The organism is Trinickia acidisoli, assembly GCF_017315725.1.
GTDB lineage: Bacteria > Pseudomonadota > Gammaproteobacteria > Burkholderiales > Burkholderiaceae > Trinickia > Trinickia acidisoli.
Genome location: NZ_JAFLRG010000002.1, coordinates 1,208,577 through 1,228,670 on the forward strand (window position 1 = coordinate 1,208,577; position 20,094 = coordinate 1,228,670).

Consider the following 20,094-nt stretch of genomic DNA (forward strand, 5'->3'; position numbering starts at 1 on the left):
CGTCATGCGCCCCACACGTCGCTAAATACGCGCACCCAGTTCTCGCCCATGATCTTGCGGATGCGCGTTTCGCTCCATCCCGCGCGCTCCATGGCCGCCGTCAGATTCGGAAACTCGCCGATCGTGCGAATGCCCTCGGGATTGACGACCTTGCCGAAATTCGTCAACCGGCGATAACGGCCCTTGTCGTGCGTCAGCCAATCGAAGAAGTCGACGCTGAAGCCCTGCGTGAAGTCGGTACCGATACCGACGGTATCCTCGCCGATCAGATTGACGACGTAGTCGATCGCCTCGATGTAGTCTTCGATCGTTGCATCGATGCCGCGCTTGAGGAACGGCGCGAACATCGTGACGCCCACGAAGCCGCCGGCATCGGCGATTTCCTTGAGCTGCGCATCGCTCTTGTTGCGCGGATGCGCCTTGAGTCCCGACGGCAGGCAGTGCGAATAGCAGACCGGCTTTTTCGAGAATGCGATCGCTTCGGACGATGTATTGCCGCCGACATGCGAGAGGTCGACCATGATCCCGACGCGATTCATCTCCGTGATGACTTCACGGCCGAAGTCGGACAGGCCGCCGTCGCGCTCGTAGCATCCCGTGCCGACGAGGTTCTGCGTGTTGTAGCAAAGCTGCACGACGCGCACGCCCATGTCGGCGAAAGCCTCGATATAACCGAGGTTGTCTTCGAACGCATGCGCGTTTTGAAAGCCTAGGATGATCCCCGTCTTGTTCTCGCGCTTGGCGCGCAAGATGTCGTCGGTCGTGCGCACGAGCGTCAACATTTCGTCGTGCTCGCGAATTTGCTGCTTCATGAGCGCGATGTTGTCGACGGTCTTCGTAAAGCTTTCCCACACCGATACCGTGCAGTTTGCGGCGGTAATGCCGCCCTTGCGCATGTCTTCGAACACCGACCGCTCGAACTTGGAAATGTTCAGGCCGTCGATGATGATGCTCTTCTCGTGCAAAGTGGACATCGAATGCTCCGGGCTTGGGCTAGTTCAATAGATCGGGAATCGTTCGCAAAGCGCGAAGATTTCGCGGCGAACGCGTTGTTCCGTTTCGGCGTGGCCTTGCGGATGGCGCGTCAACGCATCGAATACCTCGAGGATCAGGTGGCCGATGTGCTCGAACTGCTCGACGCCGAAACCACGCGTCGTGCCAGCCGGCGTGCCCAGGCGAATGCCCGAGGTGACGGTCGGCTTTTCCGTATCGAACGGGATGCCGTTCTTGTTGCAGGTGATGCCCGCGCGCTCGAGCGCCGTCTCCACTTGCGTGCCTTTCAAGCCTTTCGGGCGCAAGTCGACAAGCAGCAGATGGTTGTCGGTGCCGCCCGTGACGAGATCGACACCGCCTTCGCGCAGCACGGCGCCGAGCGCTTTGGCATTGGCGAGCACGCCGTCGATGTAGCGTTTGAAGCCATCTTCGAGCGCCTCGCCGAACGCCACCGCCTTGCCCGCGATCACGTGCATGAGCGGGCCGCCCTGCAGCCCGGGGAAGACGGCCGAGTTGATCTTCTTCGCGATCTCCTCGTCGTTCGTCAGCACGAAGCCGCCGCGCGGGCCGCGCAGTGTCTTGTGCGTCGTGGAGGTCACGACGTGGGCGTGCTCGATGGGATTCGCATGGCGGCCGGCCGCGATGATGCCCGCGATATGCGCCATGTCCACCATCAGCTTCGCGCCGACGCGATCGGCGATCGCGCGGAACCGCGCGAAATCGAGCACGCGCGGATAGGCCGAAAACCCCGCAATGATCAAGCTCGGGCGATGCGCGTCGGCCAGCGCTTCGATCTGATCGTAGTCGATGAGCATCGTGTCGCGGCTGACGCCGTACTGCACGGCGTTGAACCACTTGCCTGAGAGTGCGGGCTTCGCACCGTGCGTCAAGTGACCGCCCGCGTCGAGCGACATCCCGAGCACGGTGTCGCCGGGCTTGGCGAGCGCGAGCATGACCGACCCGTTGGCCTGCGCGCCCGAATGCGGTTGAACGTTCGCATACTGCGCGCCGAACAAACGCTTCACGCGTTCGATCGCGAGCGCTTCGACTTCATCGACGAATTCGCATCCGCCGTAATAGCGCTTGCCCGGATAGCCCTCCGCATACTTGTTGGTCAACACCGAGCCCTGCGCTTCGAGCACGGCGCGCGAGACGATGTTCTCCGATGCGATCATCTCGACCTGCGATTGCTGCCGCTCGAGCTCTCTCAGGGCCGCCGCGCGCACGGGGGCATCACGTTCGGCAAGCGTCTGCGTAAAAAACGACTCAGTATTCGACATGGCGTATCCGTAGGGGTGGCGCGGCGCCTGCGCTGGGCTCGACGCCGCCGGCATTCGTTGGCGACGGCTCTATTCTTGTCGTTCGCCCTTTTTACGGATTGACGAATTCAGACGCGTTCTTTGCCTTTTCCGACACGCGCGTCCGTTTTGGACAAGTCGGATGAACGGCGTCGATGCGATTGATCAGACGAAAACGCCCTACGATAGGCCGCGTCGACACGCGCCGCGGTGCCGCTTGCTGCATTGCAATGCGCGCACCGCCGCGAGGTGGGAACGCGCCATGAGCAGGCTTCGCAAGCGCAGCCGCGACGCAATATCGCCTGAAACACCTACCGATCCTAGGGTTAAGCCGTATGGCCCGCTTGTTGCCCCGGAATCCACAATGAAGCGCGCCGGTTCGGCGGGACCCACGCCAGTACTAGCACTAGATCGGACTCGAAGGAACGCCCCCATGTCGCCTGACCGCACTGCGTCACTGTCGAACTTCGCGTTCATGACGTTGCCGAACTTCACGATGATTGCGTTTTCGAACGCGATCGAAGTGCTTAGGATGGCGAACTATTTGAGCGGCCAGACGCTTTATCGATGGACCGTCGTGAGTCCCGAAGGCGGCCCCGTGACGGCCAGCAACGGCTTGGCCGTCGAAACCGCGCCCGTCTCCTCGCTCGAGCAGCAGCCCGACGTCGTCTTCGTTTGCGGCGGCGTCGACGTTCAGCATTCGACGACGAACACGCATCTGTCGGAGTTGCGCCGTTTCGCGCGCTCGGGCATCGCACTGGGTAGCCTTTGCACGGGCACCTATGCGCTCGCGCGCGCGGGTTTGCTCAACGGCTATGCATGCGCGATTCATTGGGAGAACATGTCGGCGCTCAAGGAGGAGTTCCCCGGCACACGCTTCTTGAAGGAGCTTTTCGTCATTGATCGCGACCGCATCACCTGCACGGGCGGCGTCGCGCCGCTCGACATGATGCTGCATTTGATCGCGCCGAGAATCGGCACGCCTCGCGTCACGCAAATCGCCGAGCAGTTCATCGTCGAGCACGTGCGCGACACCAGCGCTCAGCAACGGATGCCGCTCGTCGCACGCCTTGGTTCCGCGAACAAATCGCTGTTCGAAGTCATCGCGCTGATGGAGAACAACATTGAAGAGCCGCTGTCGCGCGAAGAACTCGCACGGCTCGCGAACATGTCGCAAAGGCAGCTTCAACGGCTGTTCAGAGAACACCTCGGCATGACGCCGACCCATTACTACCTCACGCTGCGGCTACGCCGCGCACGCGAACTGCTGCTGCAGACGGATATGTCGATCATGCATATCACGATGGCGTGCGGTTTCCAATCGGCGTGCCACTTCAGCAAAAGCTATCGCGACGCCTTCGGCACCGCACCGACGCGCGAACGCCGCAAACAAGTGGCGCCACTCGCACGCCCCGCGTCGGCCACAGCGCCGGCGCCTGCGTTGCACGTTTGATCGCCCGTTGCGCGCCGATCGGTCGAATTCACCGAATCCCTCAATCGTCGGCAAAGGCATCGCGCAAACGCCGCGCGATGCGCGCCGCCTCGGCTTGCGACGCGACGTTCGTAAATCCCATCAGTAACCCTCTGTCTTGCCGGCGCGCCTTCGCATAACGTTCCGACAGCGGTTGGCAGTTGAGCCCAGCGCGTTGCGCACGATGTGCAAGCGTGCGATCGCCGGTGCGCGAACGAACGCGGACGACGAGATGCATACCGCCGCGTGTTTGATCGACGTGAACACGATCGCCGAACGTCGAGCGCAACGCGTCGGTCAACCATGCTCGACGACACGCATAGAGCGATCTCATCTTCTTCAAATGACGGGCGAAATACCCTCCCGTCAAAAAATCGGCCACGACGGCCTGCATCGAACGCGCGCCGCCACGCGGCCCCGCTTCGACGGCTTGCGCAAATGCCGGCACAGCCGCTTGCGGCACCACGATGTAACCGAGCGCCAGCGCGGGAAATAACGTCTTCGAGAAACTGCCGCTGTAGATCACGCGGTCGCTCGCATCGAGGCTCTTGAGCGCGGGCAGCGTAGCGCCTGCGTAGTGAAACTCGCCGTCGTAGTCGTCTTCGAACACCCATGCTTTCGTCCGCGATGCCCATTCGAGCAGCGCCAACCGCCGCGATACCGACATCGAGACGCAAAGCGGCGCTTGATGCGACGGCGTGACGACTACCATTTGCGCATCGGGCGAGAGCCGCTGCCCCTCCGATACGACAAGGCCTTCTTCGTCGACCGGTACGGGGACGGCAACCGACGCAACGTGATTCAATACGGCGCGCGTCGGCGCATAGCCGGGGCTTTCGACCCATACCGAAGCGCCATGCCGCAACAACGCGCGCACGCTCAAAGCAAGCGAGGCGCGATAGCCGGAAGTGACGAACACCTGCTCCGGCCCGCAAGCGACACCGCGCGAGACCCGTAAATACGCCGCGATGGCTTGCCGCAGCGCGAATTCGCCGCGCACATCACCGTATCCCAACTCGACGGGCAATGTCGTGCGTATCCGCCGAGCCGCTAGCCGCGCCCAGATTTTGCGCGGAAACGCATCGAGCGCCGGTACGCCTAGCTGCAAAGGCGGCGGCTCGGCAATGCGTGGGGCCGTTGTCTTTCTCGGCGCAATCTGCATCGCCGTCACGCCCCCCGCATCACCGTGAGCGCCGCGGGGCGCGGGTGGGAGATTGGGCGACACGACCGTCCCGGCAGGCCCGCGCGCGAGCAAGTAGCCTTCCCCGGCAAGACGCTGATAGGCTGCCTCGACGGTTCCGCGCGCCACGCCGAGTTCGCTCGCGAGCACACGTGCGGACGCGACGCGCGCGCCAGGGGCAAGCACGTGCGTATCGATGGCAGTACGCATGCGCTCGTAGATCTGCACCGCAAGCGGCATGCGCTTGCGCCGATCGATACCGGCGATCGCCGATCGATCATGGCCGCTTCGATTCGATACGTTCGATACGTTCGATACGTTCGATACGTTCGATACGTTCGATGCGTGAGATACGGGCAATGGCTTCGATGGCCTAGTCGTTTTCGTCACTTTTGGTTCTTTTCGTTGGGACATGGTGCGGTCACACTAACATACGTCAATGGTGGAGGATCGCGGTCATGAGCGGAAAGGTTTTCTTGGCGGGAGCGGCCGGAGCCGTCGGTGCGGCGTTGACGCCGTTGCTCGTCGAATCCGGATATGAGGTGTACGGCACGACGCGCCGTCTCGAACGGATGGACGCGATACGTGCAGCGGGCGCGCGCCCAGTGCTCGTCGACATATTCGATCGCGAGCGGCTCGCCAATGCGATCGACTGCATCGCACCGATGATCGTCGTTCATCAGTTGACCGATTTACCGCCAGGGCTCGATCCGACGCGGATGAGCGATGCCGTCTCGCGCAATGCCCGCATCCGCGGCGAGGGGACGGCCAATCTGGTGTCGGCGGCGCTCGCCGCCGGGTGCGAATGCGTCGTTGCTCAAAGCATCGCATGGGCCTACGCGGCGGGCGCCAAACCCTACACGGAATCGCAACCGCTCGACCTCGGCTCGGAAGGCGCGCGTGCCGTCACGGTCGTCGGCGTCGCGGCGCTCGAGCGATGGGTATTGGGCGTCAACGAAACGGGCGGCGTCGGCACAGTGCTGCGCTACGGGAATTTGTACGGCCCCGGCACGGGTCGCGACACGCCGCAAGGCGCGAGCCCACTGCACGTCGAAGCCGCGGCGTGGGCCGCGCTGCTCGCCGTCCAGCACATGAAGGGCGGCGCGTTCAATGTCGCTGAAGACGAAGCGGAAGTCACGAGCGAGAAAGCCAAGCGCGAATTCGGATGGCTGCCTGACATGCGCTTACCCGCGCAAGCTGCGCAATAGCAGCGCTTCAACTCAGGTGCGCCCCGATGCGCATCGTTGGTGATTTACTTCTTCCGCACCGCTGAACCGGCAGTGCAGATCATCGCGACGCCGGCTTCGGCCGTCGCACGCAGCGCCGAACGTTTGTCGCCGGCACGCGAACGCACGGCCAATGTATGCAGGATCGCCGACGCGATCTTCGCGAGCATGGCCGGGTCGGTGCTCGGATCCAACTCGCCGCTCTGCTGTGCGCGAACGAATCGCGCCTCGAACGAACGATCGAATGTCCGCAAACCGTCGCCGAGGATCGTGCGAACAGCTTCGTCGTTGACCGCTTCGACAACCGCGGTACCGGTCAGCAAACACCCCGTCGACACGCTGCCCGTGTGAAAGTACAACCCCAAGGCAAGGTCATACACGTGCAGCAGTGCTTGATCGAGCGGGTGTTCGCCGCTCAGCGCTGCATCCATCGCGGCCCGGTTGACCTCGACGTAGCGTTCGAGCGTCGCCAAATAGAGTGCGCGCTTATCGCCGAAGGCGCCGTACAAGCTCGGCCGATTCATGCCCATCGCGGCGCTCAAGTCGTCGAGCGTCGTTGCGCTGTAGCCACTCTGCCAGAACGTATCGCGTGCGCGCGCAAGCGCGTTTTCGGCGTCGAATGCGCGCGGACGGCCACGTGCGCGCTTCGGCTCCGCCTTCTCGATCTTCTCTTTTTGTACCATTTTGAATAAAAATACTTGACTGCCTGAATTTTTGTTCACTATAGTACAAAAACAAACCAACAAGGAGGTCGGTCAAACATGGAACTGTACTTTTCGCCGCTTGCATGCTCGCTCGCCACGCGCATCGCGTTCTACGAAGCCGGTTATGACGCGCACTACGTGCAGGTGGACAACAAGCGCAAGCGGCTGCAGGACGGCAGCGATTTCTTCGAAATCAATCCGCTCGGGCAAGTGCCGGTTCTGCGCACGGACGACGGCGCCTTGTTGTTGGAAAACGCGGCAGTCCTGCCCTACGTGGCCGATCACCTCCCCTCCGCCAAGCTTGCGCCGATAGGCGGCTTCGAACGTGCCCGGTTGCAGCAATGGCTCGGATTCATCGGCACCGAACTACACAAGGCCATCTTCGTGCCGATGCTGGACGACGCGGCGAGCGACGAAGTGAAGCGCTATGCGCGCGAGCATGTCGCGCTACGCATGGGTGTGCTGCAATCGCATCTGGCGACGAGCGACTGGCTGCTCGACAGCTTCAGCGTGGCCGACATCTACCTCGCGGTCGTGCTCAATTGGGCGCGCTTCTGCAACGTCGACCTCTCGCCATGGCCGGCGGTACTGGGTCTGTACAAGCGGGTTTTCGCACGCCCGGCCGCCGCGCGCGCGCTCGAAGAGGAGCTTGCACTTTATCGCGCCGGAGTCGAAAGCAAGAACCCCTGATGGGCGGCACCGCGGCGCCTAGCGCGTGCCGCGGTGTGCCGCGCGAGTCAATCGATCAAGTCGAGCACGGACATCGCATTTGCTTCGCAGTACTGACGATAGGCCGCGAGCTGCGTCGATGCCGAAACGCGATTGCGCACACTGCCGTCCGCGCCGATGAATTCGACTTCGCCGTGAACGACGACCATGACCGTCAACGGCACGTCGCCCACCACTTTCCACCAATCGGTGTTGCCCGGCGGCTCGAACACGTACTGCCCCGGGCCGATCCGCTCGCCCGTGCACAGTACCCGCTCGCCTTCGAGATTGAAGGCGTGAATCGCGCCCGTGTGCCGATGCAGCGGCATGATTGCGCCCGGGGTCATCCGCATCAATTCCACGAAACCGCTCCCGTCGGAAAAGAATCGCAACGGCTTCCATGATTTGACGGACGACTCGGGAATCCACGGCATGTCGTGCGCGCTCGTAATGCGTGCTGGGAGGTATTGGATCGGCGATACCGGCAGCGACGACTCGATTTTGTCCATGACGGTGGCTCCTGTGGTCGGCAACGAAAGTGCCGCTTGAAGTGCACTTTATCGCTACACTGGCTCTTATATTGAGCCAGTTTTTACCTCGTTTATGGAACCAGTTTTCGAGTTCCCGCTCGATCTCGCTAAGCTCAGCCACGAGAGCCGGGTTCAAAGGCTTCATCTGCAATTGCGCGCGGCGATCGTCGAGCGGCGCCTTCCGGCGGGAGCGCGGCTGCCTTCGACGCGCCGCGTTGCGCAGGCTTACGGCGTCGCTCGCAACACCGTCATCGCTGCTTACGATTTGCTGATGGCCGAGGGCTTCATCGTCACGCGTGCAGGCGCCGCCGCCGAGGTGGTAGACCTGGGCATGCAAGCGAACCCTAGCGTACGCAAACGCCTGCCTCGGCTCCCAGCGCAGCCGCCTGCCATCGACTGGCGCAAGGCAGCGCCAAGCACGACGCACGCACATCCCACGGCGACGAGAGGCTTCGAATTGGGTGTGCCCGACCATCGATGGTTTCCGTCTGATGTTTGGCGACGATCATTGCTGCACACCACGAGCTTCGCGCTTGCCGGCGCTTTCGGCTATCCCCCCGCCGAAGGTCGCCCCCTGTTGCGCGCGGCGATCGCGCAGCACGTCGCCTACGCGCGCGCGGTTGTTTGCGACGAACGCAATGTGATCGTGACCTCGGGGGCACAGCAAGCGTTCGACTTGCTTGCGCGCGTGCTCGTCAAACGCGGGCAAACGAAAGTGGCGATCGAGAACCCCGGCTATCCGCCGCTGCGCGCGGCGCTGCTCGCCGCGGGCGCACAACTCGTGCCGATTCCGGTGGATGACGAAGGGCTCATCGTCGAACGATTGCCCACGGACACTCGCATCGTTTGCGTCACACCCTCGCATCAATTTCCGACGGGCGTCGCCCTGTCGCTCCCACGCCGACGTGCATTGCTCGATTTCGCACGACGCAATGCGGCCGTCATCGTCGAAGACGACTACGACGGCGAATTTCGCTACGGCACGCAACCGCTCGATGCACTGCAAACGCTCGATCGAGACGCGAAGGTGATCTACGTCGGAACGTTTTCGAAGAGCTTGTTCCCCGCGCTGCGGCTCGGCTACGTCGTCGCACCGACTTGGCTGATCGCTGCCCTGACCGCAGCGAAGCAAAGCGCTGACAACGGCGGCAACGTTGCGCTACAAGAGGCGCTCGCACGCTTCATTCTCGACGGCCATCTCGCCCGGTATACACGCCGTATGCGTAAGCGCTACGAGGCTCGACGCGACACGCTGGTCAGGGCGATCGAATGCGAACTCGCGGCATGGTTGATTGCGGTTCCGCCCGGCGCCGGCATCCACCTCTATGCGCGGTTTCGCGATCGGCGCCAAGCCAAGCGCATCGTCTCGCTCGTCGATCAGCATGCAATCGGTGCTCAGCCCGTCAGCGATTTTCTTGTCGAGCGGGAGCGGGCCGCGGGCACCGGCATCGCGTTCGGGTTCGGATGTATCGACGCGGAAGAGATCGAAGCGTCGATCGCAGGGCTCGCGCGCGCGTTGCATCGAGGGTAAACGCGTGGCGCATGCAGACCTTGTACCGCACGCGCATTACCCATCATTTCACGCACGACATGAAATACTTCGTTGTCCGAAACAATCGAACGAGCGTGCAATGTCTCGCCGGTTGGGAATATGTTTCACTAGAAATACTACTTATTAAAGGCCCACACCGAGCCGACGATAACCAGTCATCGATGCTCGATACATAAACCGGAGAACACCTTGGGCTCTTTGAACTCCCTCTCGCTGCGTAAGCAGGTTTCGTTGCTGCTTGCCTTGCTGGGTCTTGCCGCCATTGCCGTGGGTTTTTGCGAGTGGCGGCTGGACGTCGCGAATCAACGCGTAGCTCAGGCCTATCAAAACCGCTATGTTTCGACGCAGCTCGCGAACGAGTTGCGCAGAAGCTCCGATGATCTGACCCGGCTCGCGCGCACCTATGTCGCCACGGGCGACGAGAAATGGGAGCGCGAATACAACGAGATCCTCGCGATCCGTTCAGGCAAGGCGCCTCGCCCGCTCCACTACGACCGCATCTACTGGGACTTCCGCGCAGCCGGCGAAGCGGTGCAAGACGGCGTAGGCGAGACGATCTCGCTGCAGGACATGATGAAGCGTGCCGGTTTCACGGATGAAGAGTTCGCGAAGCTGCACGAGGCCGAGGAGAATTCCAACGACCTCGTGAAAACCGAAACGATCGCGATGAATCTCGTCAAGGGTCTGACCCAAGACGATGCCGGCAACTTCACGAAGCAGGGGCCGCCCGATCTCGACAAGGCGAGAACGATGATGTTCGACTCGAACTATCACACGTTCAAGGCGAAGATCATGCATCCGATCAACGACTTCCTGATCCTGCTCGACCATCGCACGGAAGGCGCGATCGCCGATGCGCAGGCCACCGCTCATCTGTGGAAAGTCATCTCGGCCGTCGTCGCGATCGGCGTGCTCGCCCTCTTCGCGCTGATGCTCCACCTCATGTTCAAACGCGTGGTGGCCGGGCTCGAAGTTGCCGCCTCGACGGCCGGCCGCGTCGCATCGGGCGATCTCACCTCGCACTTCGACGTCAGCCACGTCGATCCGGCGTCGAAGGATGAAATCTCGCGCGTGATGCGGTCGCTGCAGACGATGAACGATGGTCTCGTGCGTATCGTCAGCGACATGCGCAACGGCACCGATGCGATCGCGACGGCCTCGGGTGAAATCACGGCCGGCAACAACGATCTGTCCGCACGAACGGAGCAGCAAGCCGCGTCGCTACAAGAGACGGCCGCGAGCATGAGCGAACTGACGGCCACCGTGAAGCAGAACCTCGAGAATGCGCGGCAAGCGAACATGATCGGCTCCAATGCCGTGGCAACCGTCGAGAAAGGGTCGATCTCGGTCGATCAGCTCGTCACCACGGTCAATGCGATCAGTACGAGTTCGGGCAAGATCGCCGACATCATCGCGCTGATCGAAGGCATCGCGTTTCAGACGAACATCCTCGCATTGAACGCGGCCGTCGAAGCCGCGCGAGCCGGCGAACAAGGCCGCGGCTTCGCCGTCGTCGCGAGCGAGGTGCGCAGTCTCGCGCAACGCTCGTCGTCCGCCGCCAAGGAGATCAAGGGCCTTATCGAGACGTCGATCGACACCGTTCGAGACGGCGTATCGAAGGCCGACGAAGTGGGTCAGAACATCGTGGAAGTGAAGCATGCCATCCGACGCGTCGCCGATCTCGTCGGCGAAATCACGGCGGCGTCGGAGGAACAGAGCCGCGGCATCGAGCAAATCGACACGGCCGTCAGCCAGATGGATCACGTGACGCAGCAAAATGCGGCGCTCGTCGAACAAGCGGCGGCCGCGTCGAAATCGATGAGCGATCAAGCCGGCAAGCTGCGCACGGCAGCATCGGTATTCAAGCTACCCGGTGCCGGTCCTCGCGCTCATGCCTGAACGGCTCGCCCGTCGCGCGCGATAAGCGCCGTGTGCGACGGGCGGGTCGCATCGAGTTAGCCGCAGCCGCACATGCGGCAATCGTTAGATAAATTGCACGCAGCCGTTAAGCAGCCTTAAGTATCCCGTGCGGATCGATGACGAACTTGCGCGGCGCGCCGCCATCGAATTCGCGATACCCTTCCGGTGCCTGATCGAGCGAAATGACGGTCACGTTGACGATCTTCGCGATCGGCAACCGATCCCACAAAATCGCCTGCATCAGGTTGCGGTTGTACTTCATGACCGGCGTTTGCCCCGTATGGAACGAATGCGATTTGGCCCAGCCGAGGCCGAAGCGCAGGCTAAGGCTGCCGCGCCGCGCGGCCGCATCCTTCGATCCCGGGTCGTCGGTCACGTAAAGGCCCGGAATACCGATCGCCCCGGCCGGCCGCGTAATTTCCATCAGCGAGTTCAACACCACCGCCGGCGCTTCTTCGTTATGAGCATGGCCGTGCCCGTGCGCTTCGAACCCGACGCAATCCACCGCGCAATCGATCTCCGGTTTGCCGAGAATCTGCTCGATCTGCTCGCCGAGCGACGCATCGAGCGACAAGTTGACGGTCTCGAAGCCCATCGCTTTGGCGTGCGCGAGACGCTGCTCATTCATGTCGCCGACGATCGTGACCGCCGCGCCGAGCAAACGCGCCGACGCGGCGGCCGCCATCCCCACGGGGCCCGCGCCCGCGATGTAGACAGTCGAGCCCGGCTTCACGCCGGCCGTGACCGCGCCGTGATAACCGGTCGGCAAAATATCCGACAAGCAGGTCAGGTCGCGCACCTTCGCGAGCGCCTGGTCGCGATCGGGAAACTTCAGCAAATTGAAATCGGCATAAGGTACGAGCACATATTCCGCTTGCCCACCGATCCACCCCCCCATGTCGACGTAGCCGTAGGCGCCGCCCGCGCGCGCGGCGTTGACGTTCAGGCAGACGCCCGTATGCTGCTCCTTGCACGTCTGGCAACGGCCGCAGGCAACGTTGAACGGCACCGATACGAGATCGCCGATCTGGAGCGTCTCGACGTCGCGGCCGACTTCGATCACCTCGCCCGTGATCTCGTGGCCGAGCACGAGCCCTTCCGGCGCTGTCGTGCGCCCACGCACCATATGCTGATCGGAGCCGCAAATATTCGTGCTGACGACTTTCAAAATCACGCCGTGCTGGATCGAGCGGCCGCTCGGATCGACCATCTTCGGATAGTCGATCGATTGCACCTGCACTTTGCCCGCGCCCTGATACACGACACCTCGGTTGCTGCTCATCGTATTCGTCTCCTTTCGTCTCGATCGCCGAGCGGCGATCCCTGTGGCGGGCACAACGCGCGACGCTGAACGTGCGATGCACGAGCGCAAGCGCATACCGTCCGCTGCCGCTTGCAGCGTAGTCCGCAACGGGTAGCGGCGATCGTACAAAACGCGACACATGCTTGCTAGAACACGACACGCGGGGCGCGATACCGCCCTGATCGATTGAACGGCGGGCGCAAAACGCCTATCGTTGAAGCCTTCGAAAGACTGACGAGATTTTCTGGAGAGTGTCGATGACCCAGCCCTGCGTCTATGGTCCGCAACGGCTTTACATCGGAGGAGCCTATGTCGACGCCACGTCCGGCACGCACTTCGAGACGTTCGATCCCGCGACGGGCGAGCGACTGGCCACGGTCGCGCAAGCCAGCCGGGACGACGTCGAGCGCGCCGTCGTATCGGCTCGTGAAGGACAGCGCGAATGGGCGGCGTTCAATGCGATGGCACGCTCGCGCATCTTGCGCCGCGCGGTCGAATTGCTGCGCGCGCGCAACGACGAACTCGCCGAGTTGGAGATGCGCGATACCGGTAAGCCGATCGCCGAAACGCGCGCCGTCGATATCGTGACGGGGGCCGACGTCATCGAATACTATGCGGGCCTCGCGACCGCGCTCGAAGGACGCCAGATTCCGTTGCGCGACGATTCGTTCGTCTACACGCGGCGCGAGCCCTTGGGGGTCTGCGCCGGCATTGGCGCATGGAACTACCCGATTCAGATCGCCTGTTGGAAATCGGCGCCCGCACTCGCAGCCGGTAACGCGATGATCTTCAAGCCGAGCGAGATCACGCCGCTATCGGCGCTCAAGCTGGCCGAGATCTACACCGAGGCCGGCGTGCCGCCCGGCGCTTTCAACGTCGTTCAAGGCAACGGCGCGGTCGGTGCGATGCTGGCCGAGCATCCGGCCATCGCGAAGGTGTCGTTCACCGGGGGCGTGGAGACGGGCAAGAAAGTCATGTCGCTGGCGGGCGCATCGTCGCTGAAGGAAGTGACGATGGAACTCGGCGGCAAATCGCCATTGATCGTGTTCGACGACGCCGATCTCGAACGCGCCGCCGATATCGCCGTCACGGCAAATTTTTTCAGTGCCGGCCAAGTTTGCACGAACGGCACGCGCGTGTTCGTGCATCGCTCGGTAGTGAAGCCCTTCGAAGCGCTGGTGCTCGAGCGCGTCAAACGCATCCGTATCGGCAACCCCGCCAACCCCGAAACGAATTTCGGCCCGCTCGTCAGCGCGGCTCAACTCGACAAGGTGCTCGGCTATATCGAAAGCGGCAAACGCGAAGGCGCGCGGCTCGTCATCGGCGGCACGCGTCTCGTCGAAGGCGGATTCGCGCGCGGTCAGTACGTTGCACCGACGGTGTTCGCCGATTGTCGCGACGACATGCGTATCGTGCGCGAAGAGATTTTCGGGCCTGTGATGTGCCTGCTCGAGTTCGATGAGGAGAACGAAGTCATTTCACGGGCCAACGCGACGCATTACGGTTTGGCGGCCGGTGTCGTCACAGAAAATCTTGCTCGTGCGCACCGCGCGATTCATCGGCTCGAAGCGGGTATCTGCTGGATCAACACGTGGGGCGAATCGCCGGCCGAGATGCCCGTGGGCGGCTACAAGCAATCGGGTGTGGGCCGCGAGAACGGCATCGGCACGCTCGAGCATTACACACAGATCAAATCGGTTCAGGTCGAACTCGGCCCCTACCGGCCCGTGTTCTGAAGGAGAGCGCTCGTGAGTGCCAAGGAATACGACTACATCATCGTCGGCGCGGGATCCGCGGGCAACGTGCTGGCCACGCGCTTGACCGAGGACGCCGACGTCACCGTGCTGCTGCTCGAAGCCGGCGGCCCCGACTACCGGCTCGACTTCCGCACGCAAATGCCGGCCGCCCTCGCCTATCCGCTGCAAGGCCGACGCTACAACTGGGCGTATGAGACCGAGCCGGAACCGCATATGAATAGCCGCCGCATGGAATGCGGACGCGGTAAAGGACTCGGCGGCTCGTCGTTGATCAATGGCATGTGCTATATCCGCGGCAACGCACTCGATTACGATGGCTGGGCGCAGAACAAAGGGCTCGAGAATTGGAGCTACCTCGATTGCCTGCCTTACTTCAAGAAGGCGGAAACGCGCGACGTCGGCCCCAATGCGTATCACGGCGGCAACGGGCCCGTGCATGTGACGACGAGCAAGCCCGGCAACAACCCGCTGTTCGGCGCCATGGTCGAGGCCGGCGTGCAAGCGGGCTACGCGCGCACCGACGACCTCAACGGCTATCGGCAGGAAGGCTTCGGCCCGATGGACCGCACCGTTACCGCGCAGGGCCGCCGCGCAAGCACCGCGCGCGGCTATCTGGACCAAGCACGGCAACGGCCGAACCTGACGATCGTCACGCACGCGCAAACCGACCGCGTGCTATTTAGCGGCAAACGCGCCTCCGGCGTCACCTACCTTCATCGCGACACGCCGGTGATCGCACATGCGCGGCGTGAAGTGCTCGTGTGCTCGGGCGCGATTGCATCGCCGCAACTGCTGCAGCGGTCGGGGGTGGGCCCGGGCGAGTGGCTGCGTGAACTCGCCGTACCGATCGTGCTCGATCTACCGGGCGTCGGCAACAATTTGCAAGACCATCTCGAGATATACATGCAGTACGAATGCAAGGAGCCTGTGTCGCTCTATCCCGCGCTGCAGTGGTACAACCAACCCGCGATCGGCTTGGAGTGGCTTGTCAAAGGCACGGGCATCGGCGCGAGCAATCAATTCGAAGCGGGTGGTTTCATTCGTACGCGCGACGACGACCCTTGGCCGAACATTCAGTACCACTTCCTACCGATCGCCATCAACTACAACGGGTCGAACGCGATCGACATGCATGGCTTCCAGGCGCACATGGGCTCGATGCGCTCGCCGAGCCGCGGTCGCGTTAGGCTGCGCTCGCGCGATCCGCGCGCCCACCCTAGCATCTTGTTCAATTACATGGCCGATCCGCTCGATTGGCGCGAGTTTCGCGACGGGATTCGCATGACGCGCGAGATCATTTCTCAACGCGCGCTCGATCGTTATCGCGGCCGCGAACTCAGCCCCGGCGCAGAGCTCGAGACCGATGCGGAACTCGATGCGTTCGTCCGCGCGCGCGCGGAGACGGCCTATCACCCCTCGTGCTCATGCGCGATGGGCTACGACGAGATGTCAGTCGTCGATGCGGAAGGACGCGTACACGGCATCGAGGGATTGCGTGTGGTGGATGCGTCGATCATGCCGCGCATCACGACGGGCAACCTCAACGCGCCCACGATCATGCTCGCGGAGAAGATTGCCGATCGCATCCGAGGGCAAGCGCCGCCGGCGCGGGAGGACGTGCCTTATTACGTGGCGAATGGGATGCCGGCGCGCGGGATAGCGAATCCGGCGGCGCCGAGGGCATCGGGGGTCCGTCCGACTACCGGCGCTTCACATGATCGATGAATGCCCGCAGCTTGGGCATCATCTGCCGACGGCTCGGGTAGTAAAGAAACACCCCCTGCACCATCGGCGCGTATGCCTCCAGCACATGCGCGAGTTTCCCCGTTCTCAATCCCTCGGCAACCATCGGCTCAGGCAACTGAGCTAGACCTATGCCTTCGACTGCCGCGCCAAGCATCGTGGGAAAATCGTTGGCGATGAGAGGGCCGGACACGGCGATCTCGATCGCGCGGCCGTTGTCGTTGAACGACCATAGCGCGATGGCGCCGTTCGAGCGCCGCCATCGCAAGCACGCGTGTTCGCGCAGGTCGTCCGTGTGCATGGGCCGGCTGCGCCGCACGAAGTAGTCGGGAGCACCGACGACGACAAGACGAAACGGCGGCGTCAACGGCACCGCAACCATGTCCGCGGCGACGAACTGGCCCAGCCTGATGCCGGCGTCGAACCCTTCCGCAGCGATATCGATCAACGCTTCGCTTGCGGCGATCTCCACCTCGACCTCGGGGTAAGCCTGGCAAAACGACGCGATCATCGGTTCAAGCAGGATGGGCACCACTGCGCGCGGCACGGAAAGCCGCAACAATCCCGTGGGCCGCTGGCCGAGCCCGCGCGCCACATCGCTCGCCGCGACAAGCTCTTCAAAGGCAGGCTTTGCGCGCGAAAGAAATTGTTCGCCGGCTTCGGTCAAGCCGACGCTACGCGTGGTGCGGATGAACAGCGCCGCGCCAATGCGTGCTTCGAGTACGCGCACCGCTTGGCTGATGGCCGATGGCGTCACGCCTAGTTCCGCGGCTGCGCGACGAAAGCTGCGATGCCGTGCAACGCACAGGAACGCTTCCACACCATCTAGCGCGCCCTGCCTGACTGTGAAGTTCTGCTTCATAGCCCGTCAACATTGTGGTGAATAGTCGCTTGCGCGCGACGATGGTACACCTATGCCTACTGTTGGCGAGTCGCGTGGATGTCGACGCGCATGCCCGAAATAGTCCACTCGAAATCTTGGAGGAATCTAGCAATGAACGATGCACTTCTTTTCCAACTGCAACTCGTGCTGGGATATGTCGCCTGGATGCTGTGCTTCAGCGTGTACATCTGGCCCAAGCTTAGGTCGATGGCCCCATTCGACGCGCAGCGCGCCATCGCCACGCTGCACAGCTTCCGCTTCTTCGGCCTGGTCTTCATCCTCCCTGGCGTCGTGAGCCCTCTTCTGCCCACCCAATTCGCCACGTTCGCCGTGTTCGCCGCATACGGCGATTTCGCAACCGGAGTGCTGGCGATGCTGGCACTGCTCACCGCACGCATACGCCTGCTCTTTTGGCTGTTCGTCGCCGCGTTCAACCTCGTGGGAACCAGCGATCTCATCCTCGACTACTACCACGCCATTCAAGCCGATCTTCCTGCGCGCGCGGGAGCGCTCGGCGCTGCGTACGCGATTCCGATCATCTACGTGCCGCTGCTGATGATTACACACGTTGCCGCCTTTTATCTGCTGCTGCGTTCTCGGCCCGAGGCGACTCGGGTCGCTTTATCTATTCGACGAGTGGGGGATGTAGGACACCAGTGATTCGTGTTCGTGCGCGATGCGAACATATCGGGTTTCGCGGCGACGTGAAGCGTGGGTTCGTCAAATACCGACGCCAATTCGCAGCCTGAGCAAAAATACGCGGAGCTACGCGCTCAAATCTCCGGCCTCAGCGTTAAGAGTTGGCGGCGCCTACGGGAGCAGGCAGCGAGGAAACGCCACCCGCTGCGATCGGATTGCTCGCAGTGGCTGCGACGCTTTCGTCAACGCGATTCGAATCGGCAGCGGTGCGCTGCAACTTGAAAACGAAGTTCGTTTCGACCGGGACGCTCTTGCCGTCCGCGCCGGTAAAAGGCCGGCATTGGGCGCGCCGCGATGCCTGAAGAGCGAGGTTGTCGAACGCGGAATTTCCCGACGACAGTTCTACAACTGCATCGCGGATCTCGCCCTGTTCACCGACTGACACCCGAACGGCGACCTGAGGGCGCACAAGATGCTGCAAAGTCGGTTCCGCCGATTGCAGATCGTCGGCGGACAAGCCGTAACTGCATGGAATGTTCTGCGCAGGCACATAGGATGGTGCGGACGTGATATTCGCCCTCGCCGAGGCACTGCCCAGAATGCAAGCGAACACGACGAACGCCTTTGCTGCGTGAATATGCGGCCGTGCATTCCAGCCGCGAAGCAGGGATTTGGTCATCATTCTTTTGTCGTATCGAGGTTGCGCGCGCGCAGGGGGCCACCCCGCCCTCAATTCACGCTCACTTCGGATCAGCTACTCACCGCCAGCAGTGCTTCACGGGCAGCAGCATACCGCAACTCGCGCATAGTTACGTTTTATCGGGCTACTGCATCTGATCGGGGTTGGAACTACTCACCGGATGGCGATCCCCCGCTTCGTCTTCGACTACCGCAAATATCCAACAATGAGCCGAGTCACCTCTTCGACGAGCGCTTCGAACGCTTGCTCCGAAAGATCATCGGAATAGTGCAAAACCGCCGTATGGGTCAGCGCCTCGATCGACGTCATGCACACGAACGCCGCCAAGCTTAGATCGACTGCCCGACACTCGTCGCAATGCGCTTCCAGGTAAGTGAAAAAGAGTGCGTACGCCTCACGATTGAAAACGCCGGCGTTCTCGAACCTACCTGTGCGTGGAATCTGCTCCGCAAGCACGCCATGCAGCTTGGGATCGACGCGATGCGCCTCGATCGCCGCCGCAACGAGCTTGGGCATCGCTTGTTCGAGCGGAAGCGCCATGATCTCCGCCGCCGTGTCACGAACGACCTGCATGAGTTCTCGGCGATGACGCTCCATGACGGCCGCGACGAGCGCCTCCTTGCTCGGGAAATATTGATAGAGCGAACCGACGCTGACGCCCGCCTTTTCCGCGATCCGGTTGGTGCTGGCTTTATCGAAACCGTCTTTGACCAAAATGCGAGCGGTGGCTTCGATGAGGACATCGACGGTTGCACGCGATCTCTCTTGAGACGCATGTTTACGGGGTTTCGTGAGCGGTTTTCGCGCCATTTTTCGCGCTCCAAATGCGAGTAGATCAATACGAGCGACCGCTCGTATTATGCCTCTGGCGCATCGAACCGTATCACGAACGCCGCCTTGCGTCGAACGTGCATTTCAACTCGGATAGGAAAGGAGAACGCTTATGGCTCGTCAGCCCGCTTTTCAGCCATACTCGCAACTGATTGCCATCAAACAATGGGCCGATCGCGGCCTCTACGACGTGGTCGATCAAAACCTCGATCGTCTAAGCTACGAGGATCGCTCGATCATGTTGCGCATCTTCGACCATATGCATGTGGTCGATCAAATCTTTCAGCACCACTTGCAAGGGGTACCCCACACGTTCCAAGCGGCGCGATCTCAGCAAGCGCCTGAGTTCCGGGCACTGGCAGACCGTGCCAGAGAAGTCGACGACTGGTACGTGTCCTACGTGAATGGCCTAACGCAAAGCGATTTCGAGCAACCGATCGATTTCACGTTCACGAGCGGGAAGCAGGCACGCATGCAGCGGGGCGAGATCATTCTGCACGTGTGCCTGCACGGGACTTATCATCGCGGCAATGCCGGCGCCGTTCTGCTATTGAAAGGCATCACCCCGAGCCGCGATTCGATTACGGATTTCCTCGAAGACACGGGGTCGATGCCGGTAAGCGCCGCGTCAGCATCGGCGTCGGCGTAAGCCCTGC

General features: G+C 62.3%; 17 protein-coding genes and 1 pseudogene. 9 read left to right on the forward strand and 9 right to left on the reverse strand.

Annotated elements, in window-relative coordinates:
- Window positions 1-2: 2 nt before the first annotated feature.
- Window positions 3-974 (reverse strand): dipeptidase, encoded by a 972-nt coding sequence (locus J3485_RS23830; RefSeq protein ID WP_206956771.1) that lies wholly within the window; start codon window positions 972-974, stop codon window positions 3-5.
- 24 nt (window positions 975-998) lie between these two features.
- Entirely contained in the window at window positions 999-2,273 is a 1,275-nt protein-coding gene (locus tag J3485_RS23835) for a serine hydroxymethyltransferase (RefSeq protein WP_206956773.1), read from the reverse strand.
- Between the two features lie 445 nt (window positions 2,274-2,718).
- Between J3485_RS23835 and J3485_RS23840 the strand changes: the two are divergent.
- Window positions 2,719-3,744 (forward strand): annotated as a pseudogene (locus tag J3485_RS23840) (GlxA family transcriptional regulator); the annotation flags it as partial.
- A 40-nt stretch (window positions 3,745-3,784) separates the two neighbouring features.
- Here the strand turns inward: J3485_RS23840 and pdxR (J3485_RS23845) are convergent.
- A complete protein-coding gene (gene pdxR / locus J3485_RS23845) occupies window positions 3,785-5,332 on the reverse strand; it encodes a MocR-like pyridoxine biosynthesis transcription factor PdxR (protein WP_309477076.1) in 1,548 nt (515 codons plus the stop codon).
- 68 nt (window positions 5,333-5,400) lie between these two features.
- Between pdxR (J3485_RS23845) and J3485_RS23850 the strand changes: the two genes are divergently transcribed.
- Window positions 5,401-6,150 carry an NAD-dependent epimerase/dehydratase family protein gene (locus tag J3485_RS23850; RefSeq protein WP_206956777.1) on the forward strand — a complete coding sequence of 250 codons (750 nt, stop codon included), beginning with the start codon at window positions 5,401-5,403 and terminating at the stop codon, window positions 6,148-6,150.
- Window positions 6,151-6,194: 44 nt separating this feature from the next.
- Here J3485_RS23850 and J3485_RS23855 read toward each other — a convergent pair whose 3' ends face one another.
- Window positions 6,195-6,851 carry a TetR/AcrR family transcriptional regulator gene (locus J3485_RS23855; RefSeq protein ID WP_206956778.1) on the reverse strand — a complete coding sequence of 219 codons (657 nt, stop codon included), beginning with the start codon at window positions 6,849-6,851 and terminating at the stop codon, window positions 6,195-6,197.
- Between the two features lie 78 nt (window positions 6,852-6,929).
- On the opposite strand from J3485_RS23855, the gene J3485_RS23860 reads away from it, so the two are divergent.
- On the forward strand, window positions 6,930-7,562 hold the full coding sequence (locus J3485_RS23860) for a glutathione binding-like protein (RefSeq protein ID WP_206956779.1): 633 nt from the start codon (window positions 6,930-6,932) through the stop codon (window positions 7,560-7,562).
- A gap of 47 nt (window positions 7,563-7,609) precedes the next feature.
- Here J3485_RS23860 and J3485_RS23865 read toward each other — a convergent pair whose 3' ends face one another.
- A complete protein-coding gene (locus tag J3485_RS23865) occupies window positions 7,610-8,089 on the reverse strand; it encodes a cupin domain-containing protein (protein ID WP_206956780.1) in 480 nt (159 codons plus the stop codon).
- A 94-nt stretch (window positions 8,090-8,183) separates the two neighbouring features.
- On the opposite strand from J3485_RS23865, the gene pdxR (J3485_RS23870) reads away from it, so the two are divergent.
- Together pdxR (J3485_RS23870) and J3485_RS23875 are read left to right on the forward strand one after the other, a co-directional pair.
- Window positions 8,184-9,641, forward strand: a complete 1,458-nt coding sequence (gene pdxR, locus J3485_RS23870) for a MocR-like pyridoxine biosynthesis transcription factor PdxR (protein WP_206956781.1) — start codon at window positions 8,184-8,186, stop codon at window positions 9,639-9,641.
- Between the two features lie 210 nt (window positions 9,642-9,851).
- Window positions 9,852-11,561 (forward strand): methyl-accepting chemotaxis protein, encoded by a 1,710-nt coding sequence (locus J3485_RS23875; protein ID WP_206956784.1) that lies wholly within the window; start codon window positions 9,852-9,854, stop codon window positions 11,559-11,561.
- 106 nt (window positions 11,562-11,667) lie between these two features.
- On the opposite strand, the gene fdhA is transcribed toward J3485_RS23875, so the two are convergent.
- On the reverse strand, window positions 11,668-12,864 hold the full coding sequence (fdhA, locus tag J3485_RS23880) for a formaldehyde dehydrogenase, glutathione-independent (RefSeq protein ID WP_206956786.1): 1,197 nt from the start codon (window positions 12,862-12,864) through the stop codon (window positions 11,668-11,670).
- A gap of 278 nt (window positions 12,865-13,142) precedes the next feature.
- On the opposite strand from fdhA, the gene betB reads away from it, so the two are divergent.
- Both betB and betA read left to right on the forward strand, forming a co-directional pair.
- Window positions 13,143-14,621 (forward strand): betaine-aldehyde dehydrogenase, encoded by a 1,479-nt coding sequence (gene betB / locus J3485_RS23885; protein ID WP_206956787.1) that lies wholly within the window; start codon window positions 13,143-13,145, stop codon window positions 14,619-14,621.
- Between the two features lie 12 nt (window positions 14,622-14,633).
- The gene (gene betA, locus J3485_RS23890; protein WP_206956791.1) at window positions 14,634-16,367 is read left to right on the forward strand and encodes a choline dehydrogenase; all 1,734 of its coding nucleotides are present in this window, start codon (window positions 14,634-14,636) and stop codon (window positions 16,365-16,367) included.
- On the opposite strand, the gene J3485_RS23895 is transcribed toward betA, so the two are convergent.
- On the reverse strand, window positions 16,342-17,247 hold the full coding sequence (locus J3485_RS23895; RefSeq protein WP_206956793.1) for a LysR family transcriptional regulator: 906 nt from the start codon (window positions 17,245-17,247) through the stop codon (window positions 16,342-16,344). The two genes, betA and J3485_RS23895, sit on opposite strands and share 26 nt — an antisense overlap.
- A gap of 132 nt (window positions 17,248-17,379) precedes the next feature.
- On the opposite strand from J3485_RS23895, the gene J3485_RS23900 reads away from it, so the two are divergent.
- Complete coding sequence (locus J3485_RS23900; protein ID WP_206956795.1) at window positions 17,380-17,928, forward strand: DUF8737 domain-containing protein; 549 nt, start codon at window positions 17,380-17,382, stop codon at window positions 17,926-17,928.
- Between the two features lie 133 nt (window positions 17,929-18,061).
- Here J3485_RS23900 and J3485_RS23905 read toward each other — a convergent pair whose 3' ends face one another.
- The gene (locus J3485_RS23905; protein ID WP_206956796.1) at window positions 18,062-18,589 is read right to left on the reverse strand and encodes an energy transducer TonB family protein; all 528 of its coding nucleotides are present in this window, start codon (window positions 18,587-18,589) and stop codon (window positions 18,062-18,064) included.
- A 204-nt stretch (window positions 18,590-18,793) separates the two neighbouring features.
- Entirely contained in the window at window positions 18,794-19,417 is a 624-nt protein-coding gene (locus J3485_RS23910; RefSeq protein WP_206956797.1) for a TetR/AcrR family transcriptional regulator, read from the reverse strand.
- Between the two features lie 133 nt (window positions 19,418-19,550).
- On the opposite strand from J3485_RS23910, the gene J3485_RS23915 reads away from it, so the two are divergent.
- The gene (locus tag J3485_RS23915; RefSeq protein WP_206956799.1) at window positions 19,551-20,087 is read left to right on the forward strand and encodes a DinB family protein; all 537 of its coding nucleotides are present in this window, start codon (window positions 19,551-19,553) and stop codon (window positions 20,085-20,087) included.
- Window positions 20,088-20,094: the final 7 nt, after the last annotated feature.